The organism is Streptococcus sp. Z556 (assembly GCF_053010225.1).
Genome location: NZ_JBRKNU010000003.1, coordinates 1 through 25,607, shown reverse-complemented (window position 1 = coordinate 25,607; position 25,607 = coordinate 1). Strand labels below are relative to the sequence as shown.

24 protein-coding genes are annotated in these 25,607 nt (G+C 43.5%); 3 read left to right on the top strand and 21 right to left on the bottom strand.

Going from position 1 to position 25,607, the window contains the following annotated elements:
* Window positions 1–3: 3 nt before the first annotated feature.
* The 14 genes from ACVC7S_RS04550 to ACVC7S_RS04485 all read right to left on the bottom strand — a co-directional run bounded on the left by ACVC7S_RS04550 (window position 4) and on the right by ACVC7S_RS04485 (window position 16,225).
* Window positions 4–1,509 (bottom strand): zinc ABC transporter substrate-binding protein AdcA, encoded by a 1,506-nt coding sequence (locus ACVC7S_RS04550; RefSeq protein ID WP_447266355.1) that lies wholly within the window; start codon window positions 1,507–1,509, stop codon window positions 4–6.
* 9 nt (window positions 1,510–1,518) lie between these two features.
* The gene (locus ACVC7S_RS04545) at window positions 1,519–2,325 is read right to left on the bottom strand and encodes a metal ABC transporter permease (RefSeq protein WP_447266354.1); all 807 of its coding nucleotides are present in this window, start codon (window positions 2,323–2,325) and stop codon (window positions 1,519–1,521) included.
* Window positions 2,318–3,022 (bottom strand): metal ABC transporter ATP-binding protein, encoded by a 705-nt coding sequence (locus ACVC7S_RS04540; RefSeq protein WP_001269485.1) that lies wholly within the window; start codon window positions 3,020–3,022, stop codon window positions 2,318–2,320. The genes ACVC7S_RS04545 and ACVC7S_RS04540 overlap by 8 nt, the downstream gene beginning before the upstream one ends.
* Window positions 3,022–3,462 (bottom strand): zinc-dependent transcriptional regulator AdcR, encoded by a 441-nt coding sequence (adcR, locus tag ACVC7S_RS04535; protein WP_001249328.1) that lies wholly within the window; start codon window positions 3,460–3,462, stop codon window positions 3,022–3,024. The genes ACVC7S_RS04540 and adcR overlap by 1 nt, the downstream gene beginning before the upstream one ends.
* 147 nt (window positions 3,463–3,609) lie before the next feature.
* Window positions 3,610–5,646, bottom strand: coding sequence for a cell surface ecto-5'-nucleotidase Nt5e (gene nt5e / locus ACVC7S_RS04530; RefSeq protein WP_447266353.1), 2,037 nt, complete (start codon window positions 5,644–5,646; stop codon window positions 3,610–3,612).
* A gap of 140 nt (window positions 5,647–5,786) precedes the next feature.
* Window positions 5,787–7,055, bottom strand: coding sequence for a D-alanyl-lipoteichoic acid biosynthesis protein DltD (gene dltD, locus ACVC7S_RS04525; protein ID WP_447266352.1), 1,269 nt, complete (start codon window positions 7,053–7,055; stop codon window positions 5,787–5,789).
* Entirely contained in the window at window positions 7,048–7,287 is a 240-nt protein-coding gene (gene dltC, locus ACVC7S_RS04520; protein WP_000351974.1) for a D-alanine--poly(phosphoribitol) ligase subunit DltC, read from the bottom strand. The genes dltD and dltC overlap by 8 nt, the downstream gene beginning before the upstream one ends.
* A 13-nt stretch (window positions 7,288–7,300) precedes the next feature.
* Window positions 7,301–8,545 carry a D-alanyl-lipoteichoic acid biosynthesis protein DltB gene (dltB, locus tag ACVC7S_RS04515; RefSeq protein ID WP_447266351.1) on the bottom strand — a complete coding sequence of 415 codons (1,245 nt, stop codon included), beginning with the start codon at window positions 8,543–8,545 and terminating at the stop codon, window positions 7,301–7,303.
* A complete protein-coding gene (dltA, locus tag ACVC7S_RS04510) occupies window positions 8,542–10,092 on the bottom strand; it encodes a D-alanine--poly(phosphoribitol) ligase subunit DltA (RefSeq protein WP_447266350.1) in 1,551 nt (516 codons plus the stop codon). The genes dltB and dltA overlap by 4 nt, the downstream gene beginning before the upstream one ends.
* Before the next feature lie 20 nt (window positions 10,093–10,112).
* Window positions 10,113–10,244 (bottom strand): teichoic acid D-Ala incorporation-associated protein DltX, encoded by a 132-nt coding sequence (locus ACVC7S_RS04505; RefSeq protein WP_061407648.1) that lies wholly within the window; start codon window positions 10,242–10,244, stop codon window positions 10,113–10,115.
* Window positions 10,245–10,470: 226 nt separating this feature from the next.
* Window positions 10,471–11,175 (bottom strand): MIP/aquaporin family protein, encoded by a 705-nt coding sequence (locus ACVC7S_RS04500; protein ID WP_447266349.1) that lies wholly within the window; start codon window positions 11,173–11,175, stop codon window positions 10,471–10,473.
* Between the two features lie 67 nt (window positions 11,176–11,242).
* Window positions 11,243–13,069: a type 1 glycerol-3-phosphate oxidase gene (gene glpO, locus ACVC7S_RS04495; protein ID WP_447266348.1), complete on the bottom strand. Its 1,827-nt coding sequence runs from the start codon at window positions 13,067–13,069 to the stop codon at window positions 11,243–11,245.
* 63 nt (window positions 13,070–13,132) lie between these two features.
* Window positions 13,133–14,641: a glycerol kinase GlpK gene (gene glpK, locus ACVC7S_RS04490; protein ID WP_447266347.1), complete on the bottom strand. Its 1,509-nt coding sequence runs from the start codon at window positions 14,639–14,641 to the stop codon at window positions 13,133–13,135.
* 156 nt (window positions 14,642–14,797) lie between these two features.
* Window positions 14,798–16,225 carry a helix-turn-helix domain-containing protein gene (locus ACVC7S_RS04485; RefSeq protein ID WP_447266346.1) on the bottom strand — a complete coding sequence of 476 codons (1,428 nt, stop codon included), beginning with the start codon at window positions 16,223–16,225 and terminating at the stop codon, window positions 14,798–14,800.
* A 164-nt stretch (window positions 16,226–16,389) separates the two neighbouring features.
* On the opposite strand from ACVC7S_RS04485, the gene hslO reads away from it, so the two are divergent.
* On the top strand, window positions 16,390–17,262 hold the full coding sequence (gene hslO, locus ACVC7S_RS04480) for an Hsp33 family molecular chaperone HslO (RefSeq protein WP_447266345.1): 873 nt from the start codon (window positions 16,390–16,392) through the stop codon (window positions 17,260–17,262).
* Entirely contained in the window at window positions 17,249–18,229 is a 981-nt protein-coding gene (dusB, locus tag ACVC7S_RS04475; protein ID WP_000183315.1) for a tRNA dihydrouridine synthase DusB, read from the top strand. The genes hslO and dusB overlap by 14 nt, the downstream gene beginning before the upstream one ends.
* A gap of 65 nt (window positions 18,230–18,294) precedes the next feature.
* Here dusB and ACVC7S_RS04470 read toward each other — a convergent pair whose 3' ends face one another.
* Window positions 18,295–18,978 carry a hypothetical protein gene (locus tag ACVC7S_RS04470; RefSeq protein ID WP_447266344.1) on the bottom strand — a complete coding sequence of 228 codons (684 nt, stop codon included), beginning with the start codon at window positions 18,976–18,978 and terminating at the stop codon, window positions 18,295–18,297.
* Window positions 18,979–19,245: 267 nt separating this feature from the next.
* Between ACVC7S_RS04470 and ACVC7S_RS04465 the strand changes: the two genes are divergently transcribed.
* A complete protein-coding gene (locus ACVC7S_RS04465) occupies window positions 19,246–19,476 on the top strand; it encodes a hypothetical protein (protein WP_268705736.1) in 231 nt (76 codons plus the stop codon).
* Window positions 19,477–19,549: 73 nt separating this feature from the next.
* Here ACVC7S_RS04465 and ACVC7S_RS04460 read toward each other — a convergent pair whose 3' ends face one another.
* From ACVC7S_RS04460 to ACVC7S_RS04435, 6 genes are all read right to left on the bottom strand, one after another.
* The gene (locus tag ACVC7S_RS04460; RefSeq protein WP_447266343.1) at window positions 19,550–20,323 is read right to left on the bottom strand and encodes an NUDIX domain-containing protein; all 774 of its coding nucleotides are present in this window, start codon (window positions 20,321–20,323) and stop codon (window positions 19,550–19,552) included.
* Between the two features lies 1 nt (window position 20,324).
* The gene (pnuC, locus tag ACVC7S_RS04455) at window positions 20,325–21,104 is read right to left on the bottom strand and encodes a nicotinamide riboside transporter PnuC (protein ID WP_447266342.1); all 780 of its coding nucleotides are present in this window, start codon (window positions 21,102–21,104) and stop codon (window positions 20,325–20,327) included.
* Window positions 21,105–21,113: 9 nt separating this feature from the next.
* On the bottom strand, window positions 21,114–22,172 hold the full coding sequence (locus ACVC7S_RS04450) for an AAA family ATPase (protein WP_447266341.1): 1,059 nt from the start codon (window positions 22,170–22,172) through the stop codon (window positions 21,114–21,116).
* A 145-nt stretch (window positions 22,173–22,317) separates the two neighbouring features.
* Entirely contained in the window at window positions 22,318–24,750 is a 2,433-nt protein-coding gene (locus ACVC7S_RS04445) for an ATP-dependent Clp protease ATP-binding subunit (RefSeq protein WP_447266340.1), read from the bottom strand.
* Between the two features lies 1 nt (window position 24,751).
* A complete protein-coding gene (locus ACVC7S_RS04440; protein ID WP_447266339.1) occupies window positions 24,752–25,210 on the bottom strand; it encodes a CtsR family transcriptional regulator in 459 nt (152 codons plus the stop codon).
* Between the two features lie 269 nt (window positions 25,211–25,479).
* Window positions 25,480–25,607, bottom strand: a 128-nt coding sequence (locus ACVC7S_RS04435) for an LPXTG cell wall anchor domain-containing protein (protein WP_447266461.1), incomplete at its 5' end; no start/stop codon positions are given.

Sequence of the window (25,607 nt, the reverse complement as noted above, 5' to 3'; positions counted from 1 at the left end):
ACATCAATGCGCCAACATTTCTTGGGCGATTTCTTGACCAGATAGCTTATCTGGATAGTAGGTTGGCCAGTTATCCATCTCCTCAAAGAGAGCTTCTTGACTGGTGCCCCCAAAGAAGATATGGAAATGTTCTGCCTTGACTGGGGCGATATTGTGGTCGCTAAACTGAACATACTTGAATTGTCCAGCATCTGCATCGGTCGCTTCAAAGAGGAAGCGCACCCCACGATTGCCTTTTTTATAGGTCAAGATTTTCTTGCCGACATACTTATACGTAAATTTCTTACTTTGTCCACCTTGAACAAACTCCATGGTATTGTCCGTGATATTAATCTTAGTCACATCTGTCTGATAGCCTTTTTGATAGTAGGCCTTGTACTCATCTTTGGTCATCTTGCCAGTCAACTTAGCCTTGTAGTCAAAGACTTGGTCAAAAGTTCCATCCTCAAGGAAAGGATAAACTGATTGCCAGTTTCCTGCATAGTCACTCAAGGCGCGGTCCTTGACATCTGCGTCCTCAAAGTAACCGTTGTGAACTGTCTTGGTGTTTTCTTCCTTCTCTGGCTCAATTTCCGGTCCTTCTTGATCTGTTGTCTGCTTGAGAGCCTTGAGGTTTTTCTCCATGATAGAGATATAGTCCTCACCAGCCTTGGTTGCTTCTTCTGTCAGACTTTCTAGCGGATTGAGCACATCTAGTTTGACACCCGTTTCTTTGGAAAGGGTATTGGCAAGGGCTTGAGAGGCATTCTCTTCAAAGTAGATATAAGAAATTTTGTTTTTCTTGATATACTCTGTCAACTCTGCTAAACGAGCTGCTGATGGTTCTGCGTCTGGTGAAAGACCTGAGATTGATACTTGCTTGAGACCGTAGTCCAAAGCCAAGTATCGGAAGGCTGCGTGCTGGGTCACGAAACTTTTTTGTTTGGCTTGAGACAAGCCATCTGTATAGGACTTGTCCAAGGCTTGTAACTTTTCAATATAGGCAGCGGCATTCTTCTCAAAGGTATCCTTTTTATCAGGATAATCTGCTGATAAGCTGTCACGAATATGCTCTACCAGTTTGATAGCACGTGCTGGTGAGAGCCATACATGGGGATCGTAGTCATGATGGTGACCTTCATCACCGTGATCATGACCTTCCTCTTCTTCCTCAGCTCCTGGTAAGAGCAGCATATTGCCTGTCGCCTTGATAGTCTTGACTTTTTTCTTATCCAAAGACTCTAGCAATTTGGGAACCCAGGTCTCCATGTTTTCATTGTCATAGACAAAGGTATCTGCATCTTGGATTTTGGCAACTGCCTTGGCGGATGGTTCATAGTCGTGAGGTTCTGTCCCAGCACCGATTAGGAGTTCTACATTTGCGGTATCTCCCGCGACTTGCTTGGTAAATTCGTAGACAGGGTAAAAGGTTGTCACGATATTTAATTTCCCATCTGCTTGTTTTTGATTGGAACAAGCCACTAAGAATACTGTCACAAGACTTGCCAAAAGGAAGGTCAGTTTTTTCATTTTCGTCTCCTATTTGATATAACGCTTGAGTAGACTGACTACTAAAAAGACAACTACAAAGATAATGGTGATACTTGCGCTAGCAGGAGTCTCCGCATAATAGGAGATGTAAAGCCCCGCTACCATTCCAAAAAAGCCAATCGCACTAGCCAGTAACATAACAGATTTAAAGTTTTTCCCCAGACGAAGGGCAATACTAGCTGGCAAGACCATAATGGTTGACACTAACAAAGCTCCTGCAGCTGGAATCATGAGGGCAATGGCCACCCCTGTCACCATGTTAAAAAGAATAGACATGGTACGAACTGGAAGTCCATCTACAAAGGCCGTATCCTCATCAAAGGTCAGGATGTACATAGGACGTAAGAACAAGAAAGTCAAGAGCAAAACGACTGCAGCAATGACAAAGAGGAATATCACCTGCTCCTGGCTAATGGTCACAATCGAACCAAAGAGATATTGATCCAGACTCATGGAACTCGAACTTTTCCCCTTACTCATCACGATAAGGGAGACTGCAAGCCCTGTCGACATGAGGATGGCAGTCCCGATTTCCATAAAGTTCTTGTAAACCGTACGGAGATACTCCAGAAAGACCGCAGCTATCAAGACAATGACAATGGTCGAAATAGTTGGAGAAATCCCCAAAACCAGACCAAAGGCAACCCCTGACAAGGAAACGTGACTGAGAGTATCACTCATGAGACTCTGACGACGTAAGATAAGGAAGGTCCCAAGAACTGGTGAAAAGAGACTCATGGCAATGACAGCCAAGAAGGCCCGCTGCATGAAGTCATATGATAACAAACTAAGCATGGTCCACCTCCTGGTCACTCTCGTGAACGTTAAAACAACGCCATGGCGAGTCTTGGTTACGCACTAGATGGATATTGCGGTCTGCATAGGCCTTGACCTCCTCTGGATCATGCGTAATCATCAAAACGGCCTTACCATGATGGTGAGCACTGTGGTGCATGAGTTCGTAAAATTCATTTTTGCTCCCTGCATCCATCCCTGTCGTCGGCTCATCCAAGACAAAGATATCTGGGTCAGAAGCAAACATCCGTGCAATAACCGCCCGTTGCTTTTGCCCACCAGAGAGGGAACCAATCCGTTTATTACGGTGTTCCCACATACCAACTGAGTCTAGACTGGCCTTGATATGCTCCTCATCATGGGCGTTCAAACGACGAAACCAGCCCTTTCGCGGATAGCGACCCGACTTGACAAATTCATAAACTGTACTTGGAAAGCCAGCATTAAAACTGGCAATTTGCTGGGGAAGATAGGCTATCCTAAGCTTTTTCCCATGAGTATTTGTCTTTGAGATGGTTACCTTACCAAATCTTGGCTGCAAGATGCCTAGGCTCGCCTTGATAAGCGTTGTCTTGGCAGCTCCATTTTCACCAGTCAGGGTGACAAACTCCCCGCTATCAACACTGTAGTTGATGTGCTCGAGGACAGGCTCTTTGTCATAATAGAAAGACAAGTCCTCTACTGTAATATACCGCATTATTTAATTTCTCCTACTAAAGCAGTTAAAAACCGCTGGATAACTTCTTGTTCATTTGGAGTAAACTGACTTGCTACTTGTTCATAGGCTAAGAGCGTGTGTTCATGATGATGGTGGTGTTCCTCTGCCACTGGTCGAGCTAGTTCTGTCAGTTGATAAAAAATCACACGCGCATCCTTTGGATCTCTGGATGTCTCTAACATGCCCTCTTTAACCAAAGACTTGATAGCCTTGGTCACTGCTGCCTGACTGACATTGAGGCGACGAGCCAACTCCGAGTTGGTTAGGGATTCTTCTGACAGGAGCATGAGGATGTGTTCCTGAGTATTGGTCAAGGCTACGTCACTTGTGCAATGCCCAATCAGAATTTCATGCTGGTTCTCAGATCTCAAGATCACCTCGTTTAAAAAATTGTCGATTTCCTGTGCAAGCTGTCTCATGTGTTACTCCTTCCCAAGCTATCTTTTCGTAAAAAACATAGATAGCCACCGATTCTTTACTGGTTAATTATATCATAAACCAAAAAAGAGTCAAGGGAAAAAGGCGTAAAAACGTTTCCCTAGACTCTTCTAGATGTGAAATTTAACCTATTTTAGCTTTGGTTTTCGGCTCGATAAGATACCTGCCAGACCAGCTACCATTCCCATCAAGAGCAAGAAGATGGATTGTTCACTTCCTGTATTTGGGAGAGCTTTTTCTGAGACAACCGCCTTCTTGCTAAATTGACCTGCCACCTCATAAGTCAATGGCACATTTGTAGTCGCATCGTTAGCAGCCGCATTCGTTTGAGGCGTTTCTACTGGTAGACTAAAGTTTTTAGAATCCACAGAAATCGTCCGTGAGTTCGGATTAATCTTTTCATACTGGGTCAAATCAGCGGTTTTCAGATACTCTTCAAAGGCAGCATCCATAGAAGGACCTTCTTCTCGCGCACCACCTAACATCGTGTAGCCATCACCACCTGCAGCTAAGAAATCATTAGTTGCAAGGTAGTAAGTTTTTGCGAGGTCCAGAAGATCATAACGACCAGTCGTGCGGTTTTTGACCTGGATGGCCAAGACACGTTTTCCTGATGGTAGGTTGGTATCATAGTAGACCTTCACACCTGAAACTTGCAAGAAGCCACCACTTGGTTCTAGCAATGGTTGTCCGTTCTCATCCAAGACCTTCTTGCCATCCTTATCGACCTGCAAGATAGATCCGAGTGATTTTTCAAACATATCCAAGACTTGTTGCCCCGTCACTTGGATTTGTGAGATGGTATTTCCAAAAGGAAGAACGGCAATGACATTTCCTTTAGTGATTGGTTTGCCTTTTGCAATAGTTTCACGCAAGCCACCACCATTTGTCACAGCGATGTCAGTCGGATGGCTAAATCCTGTCTGTCCATACTGATAGAGCGAGTCTGCCACGACGTTTCCGAGGTTGGTTTCACGGACCCGAACATTTTCACGATCACCGTTTAGTTCTACAGGGCTGTTTGAAACGACTTCAACAGCATTTTCAGCATCGTATTTTTGTTTAATGTCTTTGACTAGTTTTTCAACTGTTGGATTGGCTGGTAATTTTTTAGCATCAGCAGCCGGAATCTGAGTTGGATTGCCCAAAAGCTGACGTGATTTGTAGATAACCTTCCCAACATTATGAAGGTAACTTCCTGTTTGGTTATAGGTAACATTGTCGCCATAAGTTGTGGAAGCTACTGTATGAGAATGCCCATCAATAACTGTCACACGTTTGCCTTTGAGACGAGGATTTTTAGAGAGAGCTTCTGCCAAAGTTGAACCACGCCATTCTACTGGGGTTGTGGTATCCACACCCAAGTGAGCCAGCACAACATAGTGTTTGTAGTCCTTACCTTCTGCACGAGCCTTGGCTTGAACTTCTTCGATGACCTTATTGACTTCAGAGATTGGATCTGTAAAAGTTACCCCTTTGACATTTTTAGGGTGAGTTTTGGTTGCTGTTTCAGGTGTTGTCACGCCGATTACAACAAACTCATCACCTTCCACAGTCTTATCTTTATCAACGATTGTAGAAGCTTCAAAAAGACGAGCTCCATTGACATAGGTATTTGAGCTAAGTAATGGGAATTTCAAGATTTCCTTGTATTTCTTAGCTTCGTCTAAACCAAAGTCAAACTCATGGTTTCCTACTGCCATGGCATCATACTTCATCTGATTGAGAATTTCGGCGCGTGCTTCACCCTTTGTAGAGTTGGAAATCGGTAAACCTTGGAAGGCGTCTCCAGCATCTACGACGAGAGTCGTTTGATTTGATTTCGCGCGTTCCTGCTCGATGACAGTCGCTAGCTTGGCATCTCCAATAACTCCCTTTTCCTCTACGATACGACCGTGGACATCATTGGTGTGCAAGATAACGGTATCTTTTTCTTCGCTTTTAGGAGATTCAACAGGAGCTTCCTTTACTTCCGCCGATTCAGCACTTGTGGGAGTTGCCGCCTCAGTTGTTGGAGCTACAGGAGTTTCTGAAGTTGCTGAATTTGCTACAACTGCAGGGCTTTCTGCAGGGGCAGTTGCTTCTTCAGCATAGACTTGTCCAGCTAAGAAGGCTGGAGCTAACAGGGCTGTCGACAAGACAGGTAACAAAGAACGTTTGTTCATTTTAAAATCCCTTTCTTTTCTTCTTTTCTATTACATTATACGCTATTTCTGAAAAAATTTAAACTTTTGACCTATTTCTCTCTCAAATATTCGCTATTTAACAAAAAACCTGAACCAAAAAGTTCAAGTTTTTTCTTAATCTATTGAAAATCTTTGATTTTTCCATCATAGGTCGCCCAGTCCTTGCTGAAGAAGCGGTCATTCATTTTATAGTCTGGAGCTGGGGTCGGATCCGTTAAGAAGGGATTGACAACCTTATCAAAAGCTAGCCAACCCAACCAACCAATGTGAATCGTATCCTTGACAAAGTAGGGATCTCCACCTTTTTTAGAAAAGTCAGCAATGTTGGTGAAACCTTGACTTTCTAACTGGTAACGAATTTTTTCAACAGCATGTTGGTACATTTCCTCGCTGAGCCCTGTATGGGTCATCCATCTTTTATTGACAGGCTGGATCACAAAAAGGACATTGACCTTTGATTTGGCAAATTGATTGAGAACCAACTGCAAATCATTGTATTCAGACGACTTGAGGAAATTGTAATTTTTTTGATAGCCCTTATACTTCTCGAGGTAGTCTTTCACCTGAGTCTTATAAAATTGATTTTCAATTCCCATATCGTTATTATTGGTATTGGCTTCTGCATCCTTTCGAGCAATTTTTTCTAACTCTTCATAAGAAAATTGATCCGGAAGATCTTTTAAATAGTTCTCCACATGTTCCTTGTACTTGAGTTTTCCTCGAATGGAAAATTGTCCAAATAGCGAAGCCTGACGCTCATTAAAACGTGCAAAAGCCTTGATAATAGCATGGTCGATCTCTGATAATTCCTCACCCTTTGACAGCTTCTCAACGATACCCTTCATAGAGACTCCTGGATTTTGCTTTAAGAGACGTTTAGCCGCATGTTTGGCTGCAATCTCTCCCGATTGATTTTCTAGAAAGGCTGTCAACTGATCGTTGTTAAAGTAGTTTTGGAAGAAGGCTGGCTCATAGTCCTCCTCTGTAAACCACTGAGGGGAAATGACAAATACTGCCTGTTTTTCCTCGATTTCTGGTAAGATTTGCTGCATACCGAAATACTGGTTAAGCGAGGCCGCTCCTGCTTGTCCCAAAAAATAGGGCCGGTAGGGGCGACTATATTTCTCCGCCAAGACCGCAGGATGCATGCTATCAAAACGAATCCACTCACTTGAGCCAAAAAAGGGAATAAAGCGCATATTGGGTTCCGTAAGGGCTCTCACTTTTTGGCTTCTCTCTTTAAAGCTCTCCGAACTAATCGCTGCTGCAGAATATTTTTCTTCCATCAAATTATGACTCGGATTGTTTGGATAGAAAAAGATCAGTAAGAAAACAAGAAAACTAGCAAGAAGCAGAGGGCCAAAGATTAACCACAAACGCTTAAGCATTCTGCAACTCCCTAATGCCTGCTACGATTTTATTGGCTGTATTCCAGTCCTCGCGACCGAACTCCGTCACTGGGACACGAATGTCAAAACGATTTTCAATCTCAACAATCAATTCAACCGTTCCCATGCTATCCAAGACGCCTGCATCAAAGAGGTCCTCATCCATCATGTCAGAAACATCTTCCATAAACAACTCATCAATAATTTCGATAACTTCTGATTTGATATCCATATTTTATTTCCTTTTATTTTTTAAACCACAAATCATTCAAGAATCCAGAAAAGATCAAGAATGAAAACATGACGACATGGAAGGTGACAACCATGCCAAGCAACTGAATCCAGCGATTCTCAGGTAAAGCAGCCTTCCCAGCTTTTTTGCGTTCTTTATTGAGTGCTTTTTTCTTGCGAACCCAAGCGTCATTGATGACCAGTCCAATCCCATGAAAGAGTCCGTAGGCGATGTAGTACCAGGTCACTCCGTGCCAAAATCCCATAATCAGCATATTTACAATATAGGCAACACTTGAAGTCACATTGCGATTCTTAAAGACCTTCTTTCTAGTCAAGACCATCACCATTCGCATAAAGACAAAGTCACGGAACCAGAAAGACAGACTCATATGCCAACGATTCCAAAACTCCTTTAAATCCCTTGATAAAAAAGGCTTGTTAAAGTTAATCGGACTACGAATCCCCATCAAGTTTGAAATGGCTAAGGCAAACATAGAATAGCCAGCAAAGTCAAAGAACAATTCCAAACCAAAGGTATACATGACTGCTAGGGCATAATGGTTAAAGAAGCCACCAGTCTGCAGGGCCAAATTTTTCAGTGGAGGCAATAATGTCTCTCCTAAAATGTGAGCCAAGATAAACTTATATAGAAAGCCAAGCATGATATACTTGACAGCCTCTTCCAGCATATCCATCAACTCATCCCGCTCAGGAATAGTCTGATAATTTTCATTGAAGCGTTTAAAACGATCAATGGGACCACTTGAGAAGGTCGGCATAAAGAGAAGAAAACGGATAAATTCCCACAAGGTGAAATCCTTAATCACCCCATCTCTCAGCTCGATGATCATCCCAACAGAACGAAAAGTCAAGTATGAGATTCCCAAAAAGCCAAGCAAGGACTGGGGAGCATGAATAGCAGGAGCTACTTTCACAAAGATAATCGGCAATAAAGATAAAAAGCTAACCAGATAAAAGACCCACTGGCTATCCCGCTTTTTTCTGTATCTTTTGTAGAAAAAAACAAGTAGCAATTGCCAAACGATATAAAGAAGGAGAGCACTGATTTGATCCGTCTTCCCACCTACCAACATGGCTAGGATAAAGAAAAGACTAACCAGTACCTCATACAAGGCAAAACGTTTCTTGAAAAAGAGGCCGATAAAGATGGGCAAGGTGGCACCGATGATATATAGAAAATACTGTGGATTCCCATAAGGTTCCAAATGAGGAAAATGTTTGAAAAATTCCATCATCGGCTGTTTACCTCGTTAATCAAGCCCTTGATGTCAATCTTACCATTAGGAGTCAGCGGTAAGCTGTCTCGGTATAGGAATTTAGACGGCATCATATAGGACATCATGATATCAGCCAAGTCTTCCTTGATAGCCTTGGTTATATCAATATCCCGTTCAAATTGCTGACGGATACCATCCTTTAGGATAACATAGGCCAGTAAATTCTGTACCTTATGGTCCTTGTTATAACGTGGGACAGCAACAGCCGACTCGATATAGCGAGACTTGTTGAGGTTTTGCGAGACATCTTCAAGCTCAATACGATAACCATTAAACTTAATCTGGAAGTCCATCCGTCCACCGTAGAGAAGCAAGCCCTCATCTGTCATGGTTCCTACATCTCCTGTGTGGTAAGCTGGAAGACCTTCGAACTCAAAAAAGGCTTCTGCTGTTTTTTCAGGATTGTTCATATAGCCTTTTGAAACAGCTGGTCCAGAAATGATGATTTCTCCCTGTTCACCATTGGGAACTTTATTGCCATCCTCGTCAATGATAAAGGTCGGAGAATCCGCCTTGGTATAGCCGATTGGTAGACGTTTGAGAGTCGCCAACATCTCATCTGTCACGGCAACTGCTGATAGGGCTACTGTCGCTTCTGTTGGACCGTAGGCATTGATGATACGAGCATGCGGGAAACGCTCACGCAGTTTTCGAGCTGTTTTGACCGTCAATTCTTCACCATCAAAGTAGAAATGCGTGATTTCAGGCATTTTCTCGCTATTAAAGTCTTCTGACAACATGGCCATATCTGCAAAGGAAGGCGTCGAAGTCCAGATAGCGATGGGCAAGGAAAAGATGGTCGCAAAGAGTTGCTTAAAGTCCTGTGTGATGGCAGACGGTAGAGCAAAGAGTGTTCCACCTAGTGCCAAGGTTGGCGCCCAGTACATGACAGATAGATCAAAAGAATAAGGCGGCTGGGCCAGCATTTGTGGACGACTTGGCGTCGCAAATTCCTTGTCTGTAATCATCCAGTTGGTAAAGCTGAGGAGATTGTCATGGGAAATCTGCACTCCTTTTGGCTTACCAGTCGTCCCAGATGTAAAGATGATGTAGTAGTTGTCATCTCCTTTTACTGGATGCGTGATGGTATAGCTGGAACGTCGAGAAAAGGCTTCATGGACCTGCTCTAAATTCAGTGTTGGTATACTTGTCTGCTCTAATGGAAAATCTGAGATAGCAATAATCAAGCTCGGTTCTGCTACTTCTACGATAGCAGCTACCCGTTCTAAGGCTGAATGGCTATCGATGGGAATATAGGCATGACCTGACTTGGTCAGGGCCACAAAGGTAGCCAACATCTCATACTCCTGTCCGCCATAGACGACAACAGGAGATTTTTCTGGCAAATTCAACTGATCAATGGCTGCAGCCAAACTATCCGAATCAACCTTCAAATCTCCATAAGTATGCTCTCGCCCCAAAACGTTGTAAACAGGATAACTAGCTTGTGTCTGAGCAAAGTGCTCAATCGTTTCAATCATATCAACTATGGGTTTATTTGACACAATAGATTTTCTCCTTTGAGTTAAAATTCGTTATAGATAAAGCCACCTTGTCCCTGTCCAAGGTAACTAAAAAAATATAGCAAGCCTAGTAAAATAACAAAATACAGGAATGTTTGAGCCCAAAAAATATAAAATGTTCTCTTTTTTTTCATATTCGACTTCTTTTCTGTAAACTTTCAGGAATATTGTGCAAATAAGCACTTACTATCTTATCTTTTTACCATTTTACCACTTTATGATGCTAATTTTCAACTGTTTACCGTCACTTAAAAGTTGGTTTTAGCTTATTTTAAGACAAGTTAAGATATTAATGTTTTGGCCATCAAAAAAGAGCCTGAGATTTCCATCTCAAACTCTGTTGCAAAAAGCTCTTTTATCTTAGAAAAGTGAAAATACGAGAACTGCTAGGGCCGCTCCGAGGATAGGTCCTACAACAGGAATCCAAGCATAAGACCAGTCCCCGTCTCCCTTGTTTGGAATTGGCAAGATGCTGTGCATGATACGAGGTCCTAGGTCACGAGCTGGGTTCAAGGCACAACCCGTTGTCCCACCTAGTGAAAGACCGATACCGACAATCAAGGTCCCCACTGCAAAGGTCCCTAATCCTGCTTGAAGGTCATAGAGCCCCAAGGCAAAGATTGTCAAGAGCAAAACAAAGGTTCCAAGGATTTCGCTAACCAAGTTGGATACTGTGTTCTTGATTGCTGGTCCAGTGCTGAAAGTTGCTAGGATATTGCCTGCATTTTCTTCTGCCTCATAATGCGGTTTGAATTGCAACCAAACCAAAATCTGAGCCACCATCGCTCCTGCGAATTGGGCTAGGATATAAGGGAAAACAGAAGCCCAAGAGAGCGTTCCTTTTAAGGCCATCGCAAACGTCACAGCTGGATTTAGGTGGGCTGGGCTGAGCGTGCCAGATACAAAGGCCGCAACGGCTACAGCAATTCCCCAGCCCATAGTAATCACAATCCATCCTGAATTGTTACTCTTGGTTTTGGGAAGAACCACACCTGCAACAACACCATTTCCTAGGAGGATCAGGATTAAGGTCCCCAAAAATTCTCCAAATAATTCTTTCATCATATCTTTGTCTCCATTTAAAAGAAGGGGCGGGCGGCAAGGAATGCTGCCCTCCACCTCTTTTCCTTTTTTAATTTTTTAGTTCTGCCAAATCGTTTTGAGCAAGAGCTGCTTCAACATCCGCACGGTAGGCTGCTTTTTCTTCTTCGGTCCAATCATAGAATCGTCCCATTTCATCCAGAACTGGCTCAACGATGCTATCTAAACTATCACGCATAAAGAGCATGTGGTTAGTACGACGAAGGAGGAAGTCAACTGGGCTCAGAGCCAACTCGTTGCGCATTGCATAGTGAAGGGACAAGGTATCTGCCAAGCTGAGTCCTGGCGCTTGTTCCAAGCTATGAGCAAGGGCAAAGACCTTCGGTGCATTTGAACCATAGAGGTTTGCGAGATACTGTGCTTCCTTGCTATCCAAACCACGTGAAACTCCAAGTTGAGCAAAGGCTTCGATTTCTGAGTCCACATTTGCTGGGTTCAATTCTCCACCTGAAACAGGGTAAGTCTTAGAATTGATGAGTTTAAAGCTACGGTCAAATTCTGCTTTAAGGATATCAACCACGCGCTCCATAGCCCCTTCAGCCATCTTACGATAGTCTGTGATTTTACCACCAGCAAGGGTCAAAAGGCCGTTATCATCACGGTCCAAGCTCGAACCACGTGAAACTGCAGATGGATCCAAATGTTTCTCAGATGTGCTGCTTTCAAGCTTGCTGACAGCAGATTCAACATCTTCACGCGTTTTTTCTTTCGAGAGATAAGCTTCGACAGTCGCAATCAAGCTATTGAAGCTTTCGTCGCTAATGGTTCCGTTATTTCCGCCATTGTAGTCAGAGGCACTGTTGCCAGCAATCAATGGACGAAGACCAGCCCAGCTACTTTCGATATCATCAATGGTAATGTTTGCTTCTGGGAAGCGGTTGTTGACAATACCAAGTAGATAATCTACATCTTCCTGCGTCACTTTTGGATGTTCCAAATCGCTTGTGTAGTCTGTATCCGTTGTACCAAAGTAAGTCTTGTTTTCACGTGGGAGAACAAAGACCATACGACCATCTCCCAAACCTGTGTCAAAGTAAACCGGCTGTGAAACCTTGATCTTACTTGAATCCACTACCAAGTGAACTCCCTTAGTTGGACGCATTTGTGAGAATTGGGTTCCCTTATTAGACAAATTACGTACCTTGTCGCTCCAAGGACCTGTCGTGTTGATAACCAGACGAGCCTTGATTTCAAAGACTTGGTCTGTCAACAAATCACGAGCTACGACGCCTGTAATCTTGCCGCTTTCGTCAAAGAGGAAGCCTTCTGCCTTAACGTGGTTGGCAATGAGAGCACCGTCTTGGTTGGCACGTTTGATGTTTTCAATCACGAGACGCGCATCGTTGTTACGGAAGTCAAGGTAAACCCCACCTCCTACCAAACCTTCTTTCTTCAAGTTTGGCTGGCGTTCCAAGACTTCTTCCTTGCTCAAGACCTTGTTAGCAGCTGGCGTATTGTTAACACCTGCCAAAAGGTCGTACAAGTCCATGGCTACTTTGAGACGGAAGAGGCTAAAGGTCGCTCCATCTTCATCGTAAACTGGCAAGAGCATTGGATCTGGTTTTGGAATATGTGGAGCGATTTGTTGAACCACTGCACGTTCAGAAACTGTATCTGATACCACTTCCACGTCGAATTGTTTGAGGTAACGCAGACCTCCGTGGACCAATTTTGTTGATCGGCTGGATGTTCCTTCTGCGAAGTCCTGCATTTCAATCAAACCAGTGTCAAGACCACTGGCTGCTGCCTGCAAAGCTACACCAGCTCCTGTAATCCCTCCACCAATAATCAAGAGATCCAAGGTACGGTCCTGCATTTTTTTAATTGACAATTCACGTGTTTTCTTTGAAAATTCCATATTTACACACTTTCTAACTGAGTCGTTTCATTCTTAAACTGATCATTGCATCAAGAAACAGTATTAGTCATCGATTTCCGCAAAGACTTGCGTTGCTTTCACAGCCTTCTTCCAGCCCTTATAAAGTTGTTCCTTACGAGATTCGTTCATGGATGGCTCAAAGAGTTCTCCTGTCTCGTTCAAGAGTTTCAACTCATCCAAGTCCTTCCAATAACCCACTGACAATCCTGCCAGGAAGGCTGCACCTAGGGCAGTTGTTTCCAAGTTTTTAGCGCGTGCGATATCAATTCCCAAGATGTCAGCCTGGAACTGCATGAGGAAGTTGTTCATGGCTGCACCACCATCTACCTTCAAGACTTGGATAGCTGTCTGCGCATCCACTTGCATGGTGTCAATGATGTCACGTACTTGATAAGCGATAGATTGCAAAGTCGCCTTGATAAAGTCTTCTTTAGTTGTTCCACGAGTTAAGCCAAAGACCGAACCACGAGCGTTTTGGTTCCAGTATGGTGCCCCTAGACCTGTAAAGGCAGGTACGACATAGACTTCGTCATTGTTGTGAGAATTAAGAGCATATTTTTCAGACTCTGGTGAGTTTTCTACCATGCGAAGACCGTCACGAAGCCATTGAATGGCACTTCCTGCGATGAAGATAGAACCTTCCAAAGCATAGTAAACCTTGCCGTTAATACCATAACCAATCGTTGTCAAGAGGTTGTTTTCAGACAGCTGCATCTCTTCACCAGTGTTCATGATGATGAAAGAACCCGTTCCATAAGTATTCTTGACCATACCAGGCTCAAAAGCTAACTGTCCAAAGAGAGCCGCCTGCTGGTCACCAGCCATACCAGAGATTGGTACTTCTCCACCGTAGAAATGGAATGGAGCTGTCTTGCCGTAGATTTCAGAGTTAGAACGAACTTCTGGGAGCATAGCCTTAGGAATATTGAGGATTTCCAAAATCTCATCATCCCATTTAAGATCCTTGATGTTATAGAGCATGGTACGGGCTGCGTTTGAGTAGTCCGTCACGTGAGCCGCACCGTCAGTCAATTTCCAAACCAACCAAGTATCGATAGTACCAAAGAGCAATTCTCCTTTTTCTGCTCGCTCTTGAGCGCCTTCTACATGGTCCAATATCCAACGAACCTTGGTCGCTGAGAAATAAGCGTCAATGATCAAACCAGTCTTTTCATGGAATTTTTCCACATAACCTTGGCTTTTTAGTTGCTCAGCCAGAGGAGCTGTCTGGCGTGATTGCCAAACGATAGCATTATAGATAGGGAGGCCTGTTTTCTTATCCCAGACGACAGTTGTTTCGCGCTGGTTGGTAATCCCGATTGCTTCGATTTGACTTGGTTTCACACCACTTTCGATGAAAGCACCCGCGATAACTGACTGAACAGAGTTCCAAATTTCATTGGCATTGTGCTCTACCCAACCTGCTTGAGGGAAAATCTGAGTGAACTCTTTTTGGCTAGAGCTGACCTTTTCTCCTTTTTTGTTAAAAATGATGGCACGAGAACTAGTAGTTCCTTGGTCAATAGCCATGATGTATTTTTCTTGTGACATGTGCTGTCCTCCTGATAAAATCTTGAGGGGGTTCCTCTTTACAGTAACTAGTATACAAAATAAAGCGCTTTCTTGTTTATCAATTTTTTTAAAATTTTAAAAAAATATGAGGAGATTGTGCGAATTTCACAAAAAAGACCTGAAAATTCAGGTCTTTTAGGCAAATAGCATCTGACGAATCGTAGCTAAATCTTCGATGTCCAAATCATTTTTCAAATAGTAGACGGGTGTTTGTTCTTTCTTATGGATAGGGTTGTTAGTAATCAACAAATCATAATGTCGACTGGGGTCATAGGCTTCAATAGTAATGAAACGATTGTATTCCAAATACCGTTTCAAAATGGCAGCCATCCTAGAAAAGACAAGGAAACCAGATGTCAAATCCAGACCAATTCGCATATGTTGGCCACCATTTTCTGCCATATACTCCATCAACTGAAGCCATTCCCAGAGGATTTTCTTATCAAGATCCGTCCCCTGATGAAAGGCTGGCAAGGAGGCGAAAATTTTCTGAGCAATATCTCGAAAGTCATGCTCCATCAGCAAATAAGGGTGCCGATGCTCTATCTGATACTTGTAGCGATCTTGCAAGATATAGCCTTTGTAGAGATAAACTTGACCACAAAGCTGACTGAGTTCATAGGTGACATGGTCCTCTGTATAGTCCCCCAGCAACTCCTCCTTCTTCATTTCTTGAATCAATTGCGTCAACAAATCGGCTAATTGCCCTCCGAAACCAAGGATGTACTCCATGGTATGAAGGGGCAAAATGCGATGAGACAAGAGGAAAGAGAAGAAAATCATCATCTCCCCATCCTCAGTTCCTAGAGGAATGTGCTGCCCACCAAAAAAAGAAGAAGCCTTGCCAAGTAGACGAAGGTAGAAAATATTGTCAAAATACCCTCGCATTTTTTCTTCTATGACTTGAAATTGACAGGCGTTAACCCGAAGGCGCTGTTGACTGATATGATTCCAGAGAACCAAGTCTAATTTCTGACCCGAAGACAAGCTGGCACCGCAGATTTCTTCTAAGGTAGCAATATCCTGCTTTCTCTCCGCTTTCTGCATATGACTTTCCCACTCCTGACTGGACCAGACCTTGCGGAAAAGACAGAAATAAAAGTAACGAATCTGATGCTCCGGACCTCGCCAACGGCCATTTTGGATGGATAAGTCAAACTCTGACAAAATATGATTCAAGCTAGATAAATGGCGACCAAGCGTGGCCTCGCTAATCATCAATTCTTGAGCCAGTTGATGGGCTAGGAACTGTTGGTGATAGAGAAGGTAAACCAAAATTTGGTACTTAATGGCATTGTCTAAAAACAAGCTCCGAATCTCTCTCCCCTTTGTGGCAGTACCGACAGACAGACGCAGGCTTTCATCATCCAAGTGGATGGTCAGCTCTAACCCTCTTTCCAAGGCATTTTCGTTAATCAGAGAGATGTACTTGGTTAGAGTCGCCTTTGAAAAGCCTGTTTCTTCCATGGCTTCCTTGACGGTTGTCTGCGAATCTTGTAACAGAAAGGAAAGGACTAAAAATTGACCAGATTCGGCTTTTTCCATCAAATCACCTAAATACATTTGTTACCCCTTTCATTTTCTCCTTCAAGAATAGCATAAATCTTTCAAATGCGGAAATAATCTGTTTCTCATTTTATTTTAAAGCCGATTTCCTCGTCCTTATTCCTCAGAAACAGCAAACACACGGCTCCCCCTTTGGGCATTTTTATGCTAAAATAGTAGCTATGGATAAAATTATTAAAACTATATCAGAAAGCGGAGCCTTTCGTGCTTTTGTCCTTGACAGCACAGAAACCGTCCGCACTGCTCAAGAAAAACATCAAACTCAAGCCAGTTCAACCGTCGCACTTGGTCGTGCCCTTATCGCTAGCCAAATTCTCGCAGCCAATGAAAAAGGAAATACCAAGATTACTGTAAAAGTTCTTGGAACGAGCTCTCTCGGTGCCATCATCACGGTCGCAGATACCAAGGGAAATGTCAAAGGCTACGTTCAAAATCCAGGTGTTGACATCAAAAAGACCGCAACAGGTGAAGTCCTAGTCGGACCTTTTGTCGGAAACGGTCAATTTCTCGTTATCACAGACTATGGCACTGGTAATCCTTATAACTCTATGACTCCCCTCATCTCTGGAGAAATCGGTGAAGACTTGGCCTACTACCTGACCGAAAGCCAACAAACTCCTTCAGCAGTCGGCCTCAATGTGCTTTTAGACAAAGACGACAAGGTCGAAGTTGCCGGTGGTTTTCTTCTCCAAGTATTGCCAGGGGCCAAGGAAGAAGAGATTGCTCGCTTTGAAAAACGCATCCAAGAAATGCCAGCCATCTCAACTCTTCTGGAAAGCGATGACCATATCGAAGCCCTTCTCAAGGCCATCTATGGTGACGAATCCTACAAACGCCTATCTGAAGAAGAAATTCGTTTCCAATGTGACTGCAGCAAAGACCGTTTTATGAACGCTCTTGCCAGCCTTCCAACTTCAGACCTAGAAGAAATGAAAGAGGAAGACCACGGTGCAGAAATCACTTGTCAATTCTGCCAAACTACTTATAACTTTGATGAAAACGACCTGGAGGAACTCATTCGTGACAAATCTTAATACACCTTTTATGATTGGCAATGTTGAGATTCCCAATCGTACTGTTTTAGCACCCATGGCTGGCGTGACCAACTCAGCCTTTCGTACCATCGCAAAAGAGCTCGGAGCTGGACTCGTTGTTATGGAAATGGTCTCTGACAAGGGAATCCAATACAACAACGAAAAAACTCTTCATATGCTTCATATCGACGAAGGCGAAAACCCAGTTTCTATCCAACTCTTTGGTAGCGACGAAGATAGTCTCGCACGCGCAGCAGAATTTATCCAAGAAAACACCAAGACCGATATCGTTGATATCAACATGGGTTGCCCAGTTAACAAAATCGTGAAGAACGAAGCCGGCGCTATGTGGCTCAAGGACCCAGACAAGATCTACTCTATTATCAACAAGGTCCAATCTGTCCTTGATATCCCCCTCACTGTCAAAATGCGCACTGGCTGGTCTGATCCATCCCTAGCCGTGGAGAATGCTCTCGCAGCTGAGGCTGCTGGTGTCTCTGCCCTCGCCATGCACGGCCGTACCCGCGAACAAATGTATACTGGCCACGCTGACCTTGAGACCTTGCACGACGTAGCCCAAGCCCTGACAAAGATTCCATTTATCGCCAACGGTGACATCCGTACGGTTCAAGAAGCCAAACAACGTATCGAAGAAGTCGGAGCTGACGCTGTTATGATTGGTCGCGCAGCCATGGGAAATCCCTACCTCTTCAACCAGATCAATCACTACTTTGAAACAGGAGAAATTCTCCCTGACTTGACGTTTGAGGACAAGATGAAAATTGCTTACGAACATTTGAAACGCTTGATTAATCTCAAAGGAGAAAACGTTGCCGTTCGTGAATTCCGTGGACTCGCTCCTCACTACCTTCGGGGAACATCTGGTGCAGCCAAACTTCGTGGAGCCATTTCCCAAGCAAGCACTCTGGCTGAGATTGAAGCTCTATTGCAATTAGATAAAGCTTAATACACAAAAAACCGTAACTCACTTGAAGTTTACGGTTTTTTTATCCTAGGAAATCCTAGATACTATTATTGAATCAAGGCAACACTCGAAACTTTACCATCCGCACCTGTTGTAATTTGGATGATTTTTCCTCCACCGATTTTGGCATTATACTTACCATCATCAAGAGTGTAAGAGTAGCCTCTGATAGAATAGTTTTCTTTCTTTCCATCTGCAGTTTCTACTGTGAATTGCCCCCCTGATGAAACCGTAATAGTTTCGCCATTCGCTCCCTTCCAGTTGCCTGCTGCAGCTGAGAAGTCACCATCCACCATGGTTAAAACTCCCTTGTAGCGTTTGTTGTGTTCTGCTTGCTTGTCTTGAAGTTTGCGGTCAGTTGTTGGATCATAGCTTGACTGGTTAGACTGGGCTTGAGAACCTTGCTGAGTTGACGGAGCCTGAGAAGGGGCTGGTTGACTAGGAGTTGCTTGTTCCTGTCTTGATTCAGGTGCTGGTTTCGCTTGTGACTGATCTGCCGTTGTAGAAGACTGACCAGAAGATGCCTGAGCCTTTTCAGATGAAGCTGAGCTTGAAGATTTTTGTGTCTTGCTTTCTTTGCTAGAAGAAGCTGCTTTGGAACTTGATGATTGACTTGTCTTGGCAGAGCTGCTGGTTTGAGTGGTTTCGTTTTTATTTCCACAAGCTCCCAGTAGCAAGGTAGAAGCCAATACAGTCGCTGCCATCAATTTGATATAGGTTTTCTTTTTCATTTTTCTACTCCTTTGTAACATTTTTGAAATGTTAAGAAATCTTTTTGTAATATAATTGTAACATTGGACTTTGAATCTGTCAACTATTTAGAGAAACTATTTTAAAAATTATTCTCTCTACTATCTCTATTCGTAATCGAAACGAAAAAATAGAAAAATTTCCTAGATTAGAGTCCTATTTTTTACATCACCTTTGTATAATCGCTTGCATTGTATTAGACAAAGGAATATAATAACATTGAAATAGAATATAGGAGGTATGCTCTTATGCTAAATAAGTATTACAAGTATCTTCCTTGGTTGATTTTGGGAGCTATTGGCTCTTATCAATCAGCCACTTACTATGCGCGAACTGCATTTGATGTCTTCTATCTGACGATAATCTTTATGATTGTCTATATCGCTTTGTTATTTTTACATGAGAACTATCTCAAGTATCGATACAAAGACTTCTTTACTCATATGTTGAGCAATCCTAAGAAAGATAGGCACACCTAAAAGCAATCGCAACAGCAAAACCATCTCATGATGGTACATAAAGAGGTCGGGAACTTTATCCCGACCTCACTTTTTATTTCAATCGATAGGTTTTTCTTGGTTTCTTTTTGGGCACTCGTTTGAGTCCGACTTCTTCTACATATTCGCCATATTTTACGAGAAAGTTATTGCTGACGATGGGGCGACCGGGGTTGATGAGATTGACCAGTTCAGTCCCTTCATAGACAGTGAACTCCTCCTCCAGCAGATAAAGGAAGGTCGGATTCCAGTCAAGTCTCCCTTGGATTCGTTTAATAGACTCTTGGATAATAGCATAATGGTCAAAGGCGAAGGCACTCTCCTCCAACTCTACTCCCTCTAAGAAGCACTTGCCCGTCTGAAAATCGACATCTACAAAAACCACATCCTTAGCATCATCTCCAGCCTGAACGAGGTCTAAGGCGCGGCTAGGCAAATAAACCAAGTGGGCAATGGTCACCGTCCAGCCCCGTGGATCACGACCAGGAGTAGATACGGTCATCAATTGCTCGATTTTTTCTAAAGGAAGATCGAGATTGACTTCTTCTCTCACCTCGCGCTGACAGGCATGCGCAGCATCCTCTCCCTTATCCATAAAGCCTCCAACCAGAGCCAAACAGTTTTGATAAGGGTGAGCCTTGCGACGGATCAGCAAGAGTTTGATCTTTCCTTCAACAAAGCAGTAGGCTACCATATCTACTGTCACACTTGGTTTTTCATATTGAGGGAGTTCCTGCTTGTAGTACCAATCCAAAAACTCCTCCTGACTGGCATGGATTTCATAATATTCTTTTTCCGTCATCCCTGCTGGAATCTTTATGTCTGCCATCTTATGCCTCCTTTCGAACTGCCTTGGTCCATTGGTACCATCCCACTAGACTGTTGAGTGTGTATACCCAGTACATCCCTTGGATGTGGATGTTTTCACCCCACCAGAGGTAGATACTAAAGAGATTGGTTGCAATCCAGAAAATCCATTGCTCGCGGTAAAGACGTGTCATCAAGAGCTGACCAACACCATTGGTCGCATCGGTAACACTATCACGGAAAGGGCGAGCGCTATTGATACTTTGGTAAGCCAAGCCCATACCAATCCAAATGATAGCAGTCAAGGCCAAGTACTTGAGCCAGTCAAGAACAGATAATTTCTTAGCTTCAAAGTGGGATTCTTCTGGTTTTCCTTGATCATTGATACGATTGGACAACCAAGCATAGAGACCAATCGGCTGCATGACAAAGAAGTAAACAGTCGTCAAAACTTCTCCATAAAAAGTCGCATTCATGGCCAAGATCAAGTAGATAGCCGAGTTAATGGCCCCAAAGAGATAATTGCTTGCACGCCCTTCTGCTACCAAGATAACACAGACAATCCCAGTCCAAGATGCAAACAAGCTCAACCAGTCATGGCTTTCTGTATTTTGCGTGAACTCTAAGATCAAGGGAACACTCGACAAGGCGATGAGATACAACCACTGGAAAAGGCTACGGCCGACAAAGAGATCTTTCCAGATCAGGCGCATAATTCCTGCAAAACCGATCTTACGGGCTTCTGCATGAACATTTTTAAAGTTTTCGATAAATTGTGTGATTTTTTTAGTTACTGTTTTCATAATTTTCTCCTAATCTGCTTGGTAAATGGTATCAATAGCCACTTTGGCTGCTTCATAATTTCCTAGGTAATCCTCCGCTAGATAAACTAAAGGAATGGTGGTTAAATATCGCTCTCTCATCTGGTCCAAATGCTGGGAAAAACTGTGACGAATATGGTCTTCTGCCATGGTCATATCCCTAAACCCGTCATTGACATAGGAACCGACAGGTTGCACGAAGAGAATCAAATCCCATTTTTCCTTAGCTAAGATCGAAACAAAGAGATTGTCAAAGGTTTCTCCTGATAAGTCCCCTTGATCCTCAGTCTCCATGTAATAGTCATAGTAGCCCTTGGTTACTAAGGAGTTGGTGTCAGCTATCACTAGGCCTCGATTGGTATTACTGTCAATTAACTTAGAGGTCTGGTCATACTGCCCTAAAAGGAGATAGTAGTAATCCTTTGGAGTCAATTCATCGTCGCGGACATTGTTTTTAATCTGGTACTCACGTGCATATTCCAGACTAACGGGCGCATCGTAATACCTTGCCAAATCCTTTGCCAGAGTGGTCTTCCCATTGCTAGCACTTCCCATAATCAACACTTTCTTAGTAAACTGACGGCGGAAGGGTTGAGCGATGTATTTCCAATATTTGCTTGGATTTTCTCGAATCATAGTCGCTGAGATTCCAAACTTTCTTTCTTGCAAGACAGTGCCAAATCCACGATTAGATAGCTCTTGCTGGTAGTCACGTTCTCCCACAAAAAAGATCAGTTCTTGCTGGGCTTCATCGTAGGAAATCTCCGATAGCATCTGGTCCAACCACTCCTGCCAGCCCATAGGGTAACGAGGAAGCTTGGTTTCATCTAACTTGCAGACAGAGGTCAACTCATCGTCACGAAAAGCCTCTCTGATATAGCGAAATCTTTTTTGAAGAGTTAAGCCTATCTGCTCCCCTCTGTCTCCCTCATAGCCTGAAACGACTACCCAAACCTGGTCACACTGACGCTTCGCTCGCTGGATTAAATCGATATGCCCCTGATGAAGAGGTGCAAAGGTCCCAAATACCACTGCTGTTTTCTTTTTCATAAATGTTTTACCTTTTTATAATTTTTGATATTTTTATTTTCTATGTTTTTATTATATACTATATTTTTGTTTTGTCAAGGGTTTTTTATTATTTTTTATAAAAAAGTGATAAAAAAGAATCAGGATTCCTCCTGATTCTCATTTTTTAAGCAATATCAAATTTCAATTGTCCAGCTTTAACTCCTATCTTGAGGGTCTTGCCTGCTACCAGTTCTCCCTTAAGGAGAAGTTCTGCTAGCTTGTCTTCCACTTCTGTTTGCAGGGTTCTGCGAAGTGGACGGGCTCCCATTTCTGGATTGTAACCGTGACTAGCTAGCAACTTCAGTGCCGAAGCTTGCAGTTTCAAGTCGATACCCTTCTCTGCCAGGCTAGCAATCAATGGTTTAACCATGATCTTGACAATTTCCTGCATATGTTCACTATCCAAGCTATGGAAGACCACCTTTTCATCAATACGGTTGATAAACTCTGGTCGATAAGCTTTTTTCAACTCTTCGAAGATTCGTTTTTCCATATTTTCCTGGTCAAAACGAATGTCCTTGGCCCCAAAGCCGACTGTCTTGTCATCACGAAGAGCCGTCGCACCAAGGTTTGACGTCATGATGATAATGGTATTTGAAAAGTCCACTTTGCGTCCCTTGCTATCTGTCAAGACACCGTCGTCCAGAACCTGCAAGAGAACATTAAAGATATCTGGGTGGGCCTTCTCTACCTCGTCAAAGAGGAGTACGGAGTATGGTTTGTTGCGAACCTTCTCGGTCAACTCCCCACCTTCTTCGTAGCCCACATAGCCCGGAGGAGCTCCATTGAGACGGCTGGCTGCGAATTTCTCCATATACTCACTCATATCAAAGCGGATAAGAGCTGATTCGTCATCAAAGAGAACTTCTGCCAAGGCCTTTGCCAATTCGGTCTTACCGACACCCGTTGGTCCTAGGAACATAAAGGAACCAATCGGACGCTTGTGACTGCGAATTCCTGACTGATTGCGGCGAATGGCACGGCTAATACTTGAAACAGCTTGATCTTGACCGATGACCCGTTTGTGCAGTTCCGCTTCCAAATTCAGGTACTTCTTGGCATCTGTTTGCGTCAGTTTTTGGACTGGGATCCCTGACAAGCGACTCAAGGTAGTCAAAATATCAGATTCTGTCACCAAGTCTTTATAGACAGGCAATTCTTGTTCTTTTGCGATTAGCTGGCCTGCTTGTTTCCACTTGCCATCCATCAAGGCCTTGTCAGCTGGACTCAAGTCGGATTCGTCCATTCTCACATGCTTGGATTTGTTTTGCACAGTTGCTGCTGCCTCATCCAAGAGGTCGATAGCAGAGTCTGGCAAGTGACGACTGGTCAGGTAACGATGTGCCATCTTAACAGCTGTTTCGACAGCTTCATCTGTGATTTTCACACGGTGGTGTTTCTCATAGGTAGCCTTCAAACCTTGCAAAATAGTCATGCTATCAGCTAGACTTGGCTCATCAATCGTCACTTTGGCAAAACGACGAGAAAGGGCAGCATCCTTTTCGATGTGTTTTTGGTATTCTTCCTGAGTAGTTGCACCAACCGTTCTCAAAGTTCCACGTGCCAAGGCTGGCTTCAAGATATTGGCCGCATCCAGAGTCGAGTCAATACCACTTCCAGAACCCATGATGGTGTGGAGTTCATCGATAAAGAGGATTACTTTGCCATCTTCCTCGATATCCTTGATGATATTGTTCATGCGCTCTTCAAAATCTCCACGGAAACGTGTCCCCGCAACAACATTCATCAAATCAAGCTCCAAAACGCGCATCTTGGCCATTTCCGCAGGTACATCCCCACTAGCAATACGCTGGGCAAGGCCAAGGGCCAGAGCTGTTTTCCCGACACCAGCATCTCCAACCAAGACAGGATTGTTCTTGGTCTTCCGACTTAAAATCTGAATCATACGTGAGATTTCCTTGTCACGACCGATAACTGGCTCTAACTTGCCAGAGCGCGCTTGCTCCGTCAGGTCATGCGTGTAGTCCTCTAGACCGCCACTTGGATTCTGAGGCATACCCATCATATTGGCCATGGAATTTTGCTTGTCTGCTACCGTGCGGTGGCGTTGACGCAAAGCCTTGAGGTCTTCACGAGTCCAGCCAGCACGTTCCTCTAAATTACGACGAAGAGCAGCAATTCTGACCTGATCTTTCTGGTCTTCATAAGAAAAACCTGCTCTCTCCAAGATGCGAGTCGCCAAGGCATTGCCATCATGCAAGATTGCATATAATACATGCTCTGTCCCTAGCACCTTAGCATGGACCACTGAGGCCACATACTCTGCTTCTGCAAAGAGAACCTCCAAACGATGGGAAAAGGGCAATTCTGTAAAGGTTTCGTCTTGGCTATAGTCCGTTTCAGTCAATTCCAAAGCAACCTCTTCTAAACGGTCCATTTCATAAGGATAATCATTTAGAGTCGCACCTGCCACACTGTAACTGTGATTGGACATGGCAATCAATAAATGCCAAGACTCTAGATATCGGGCTCCAAAATGGCCCGCAACCATGTAGGCACTTTCGATACATTCATTCAATGCTTTTGAATAGTTCATCTTACTTCTCTTTTCTATCTACCTCTTGTAATAGCTGTCGGAGCATATTGGCACGGACAACTGAGGATTCTTCCCCTAGGACACGATCTGTTGCTACTGAAGTCAGCAAGGTCATCTCCTGATTGGTCATCAAGTTCTGCTCCACCAAAAGCTGGAGAATATCCTCGTAAATCTCCTGACTAACTCGCTCACCAATCGAGTAAAGCAAATCGCGGAGCATCTCATGATGATTGGAAAACTCAATCCGTCCGATGCGAATGTAGCCTCCGCCACCACGCTTGCTCTCAACCAAGTAACCTCTGCTTTCAGTAAAACGTGTCTTGATGACATAGTTGATCTGACTTGGCACAACCTGAAAGGTATCCGCCAACTGACTCCGCTGCAATTCCACGATACCAGACTGGTCTAAAATTGCCTTGATATAGGCTTCGATATGATCTGATGTATTTTTAAATCTCATAGTAAATCAAACTCCTTCTTTGAACCTTGACTATCTTTGACTATTATACCGAAATTTTTGGTTTTTTGAAAGAAAAAGGGAACAAGTAGAAAAAATTATTATGAAATCCTGAACCTTAACCAATGCCATTAGACCGTTGATTTTTTCATAGCGTCTTGTAGAGCAATACAAACTAACAGTCTCAAAACAAAAAGCCCCTAGAAAACGAATTTTCTAGAGACTTTCTCTATCAGGTTTAAGAGAGAAGGAATATTCTCACTTACCAAGTTTCATGTTTCTTCTACAAAAGCTTCAGCTTTACGTTTTACGAAGAATACCAATCCACTCAATGCCAAGACTACAAATCCAATTGCTGAGAAGATAGATGTTGCTTCACCTGTTTTTGGAAGTTCAGCTT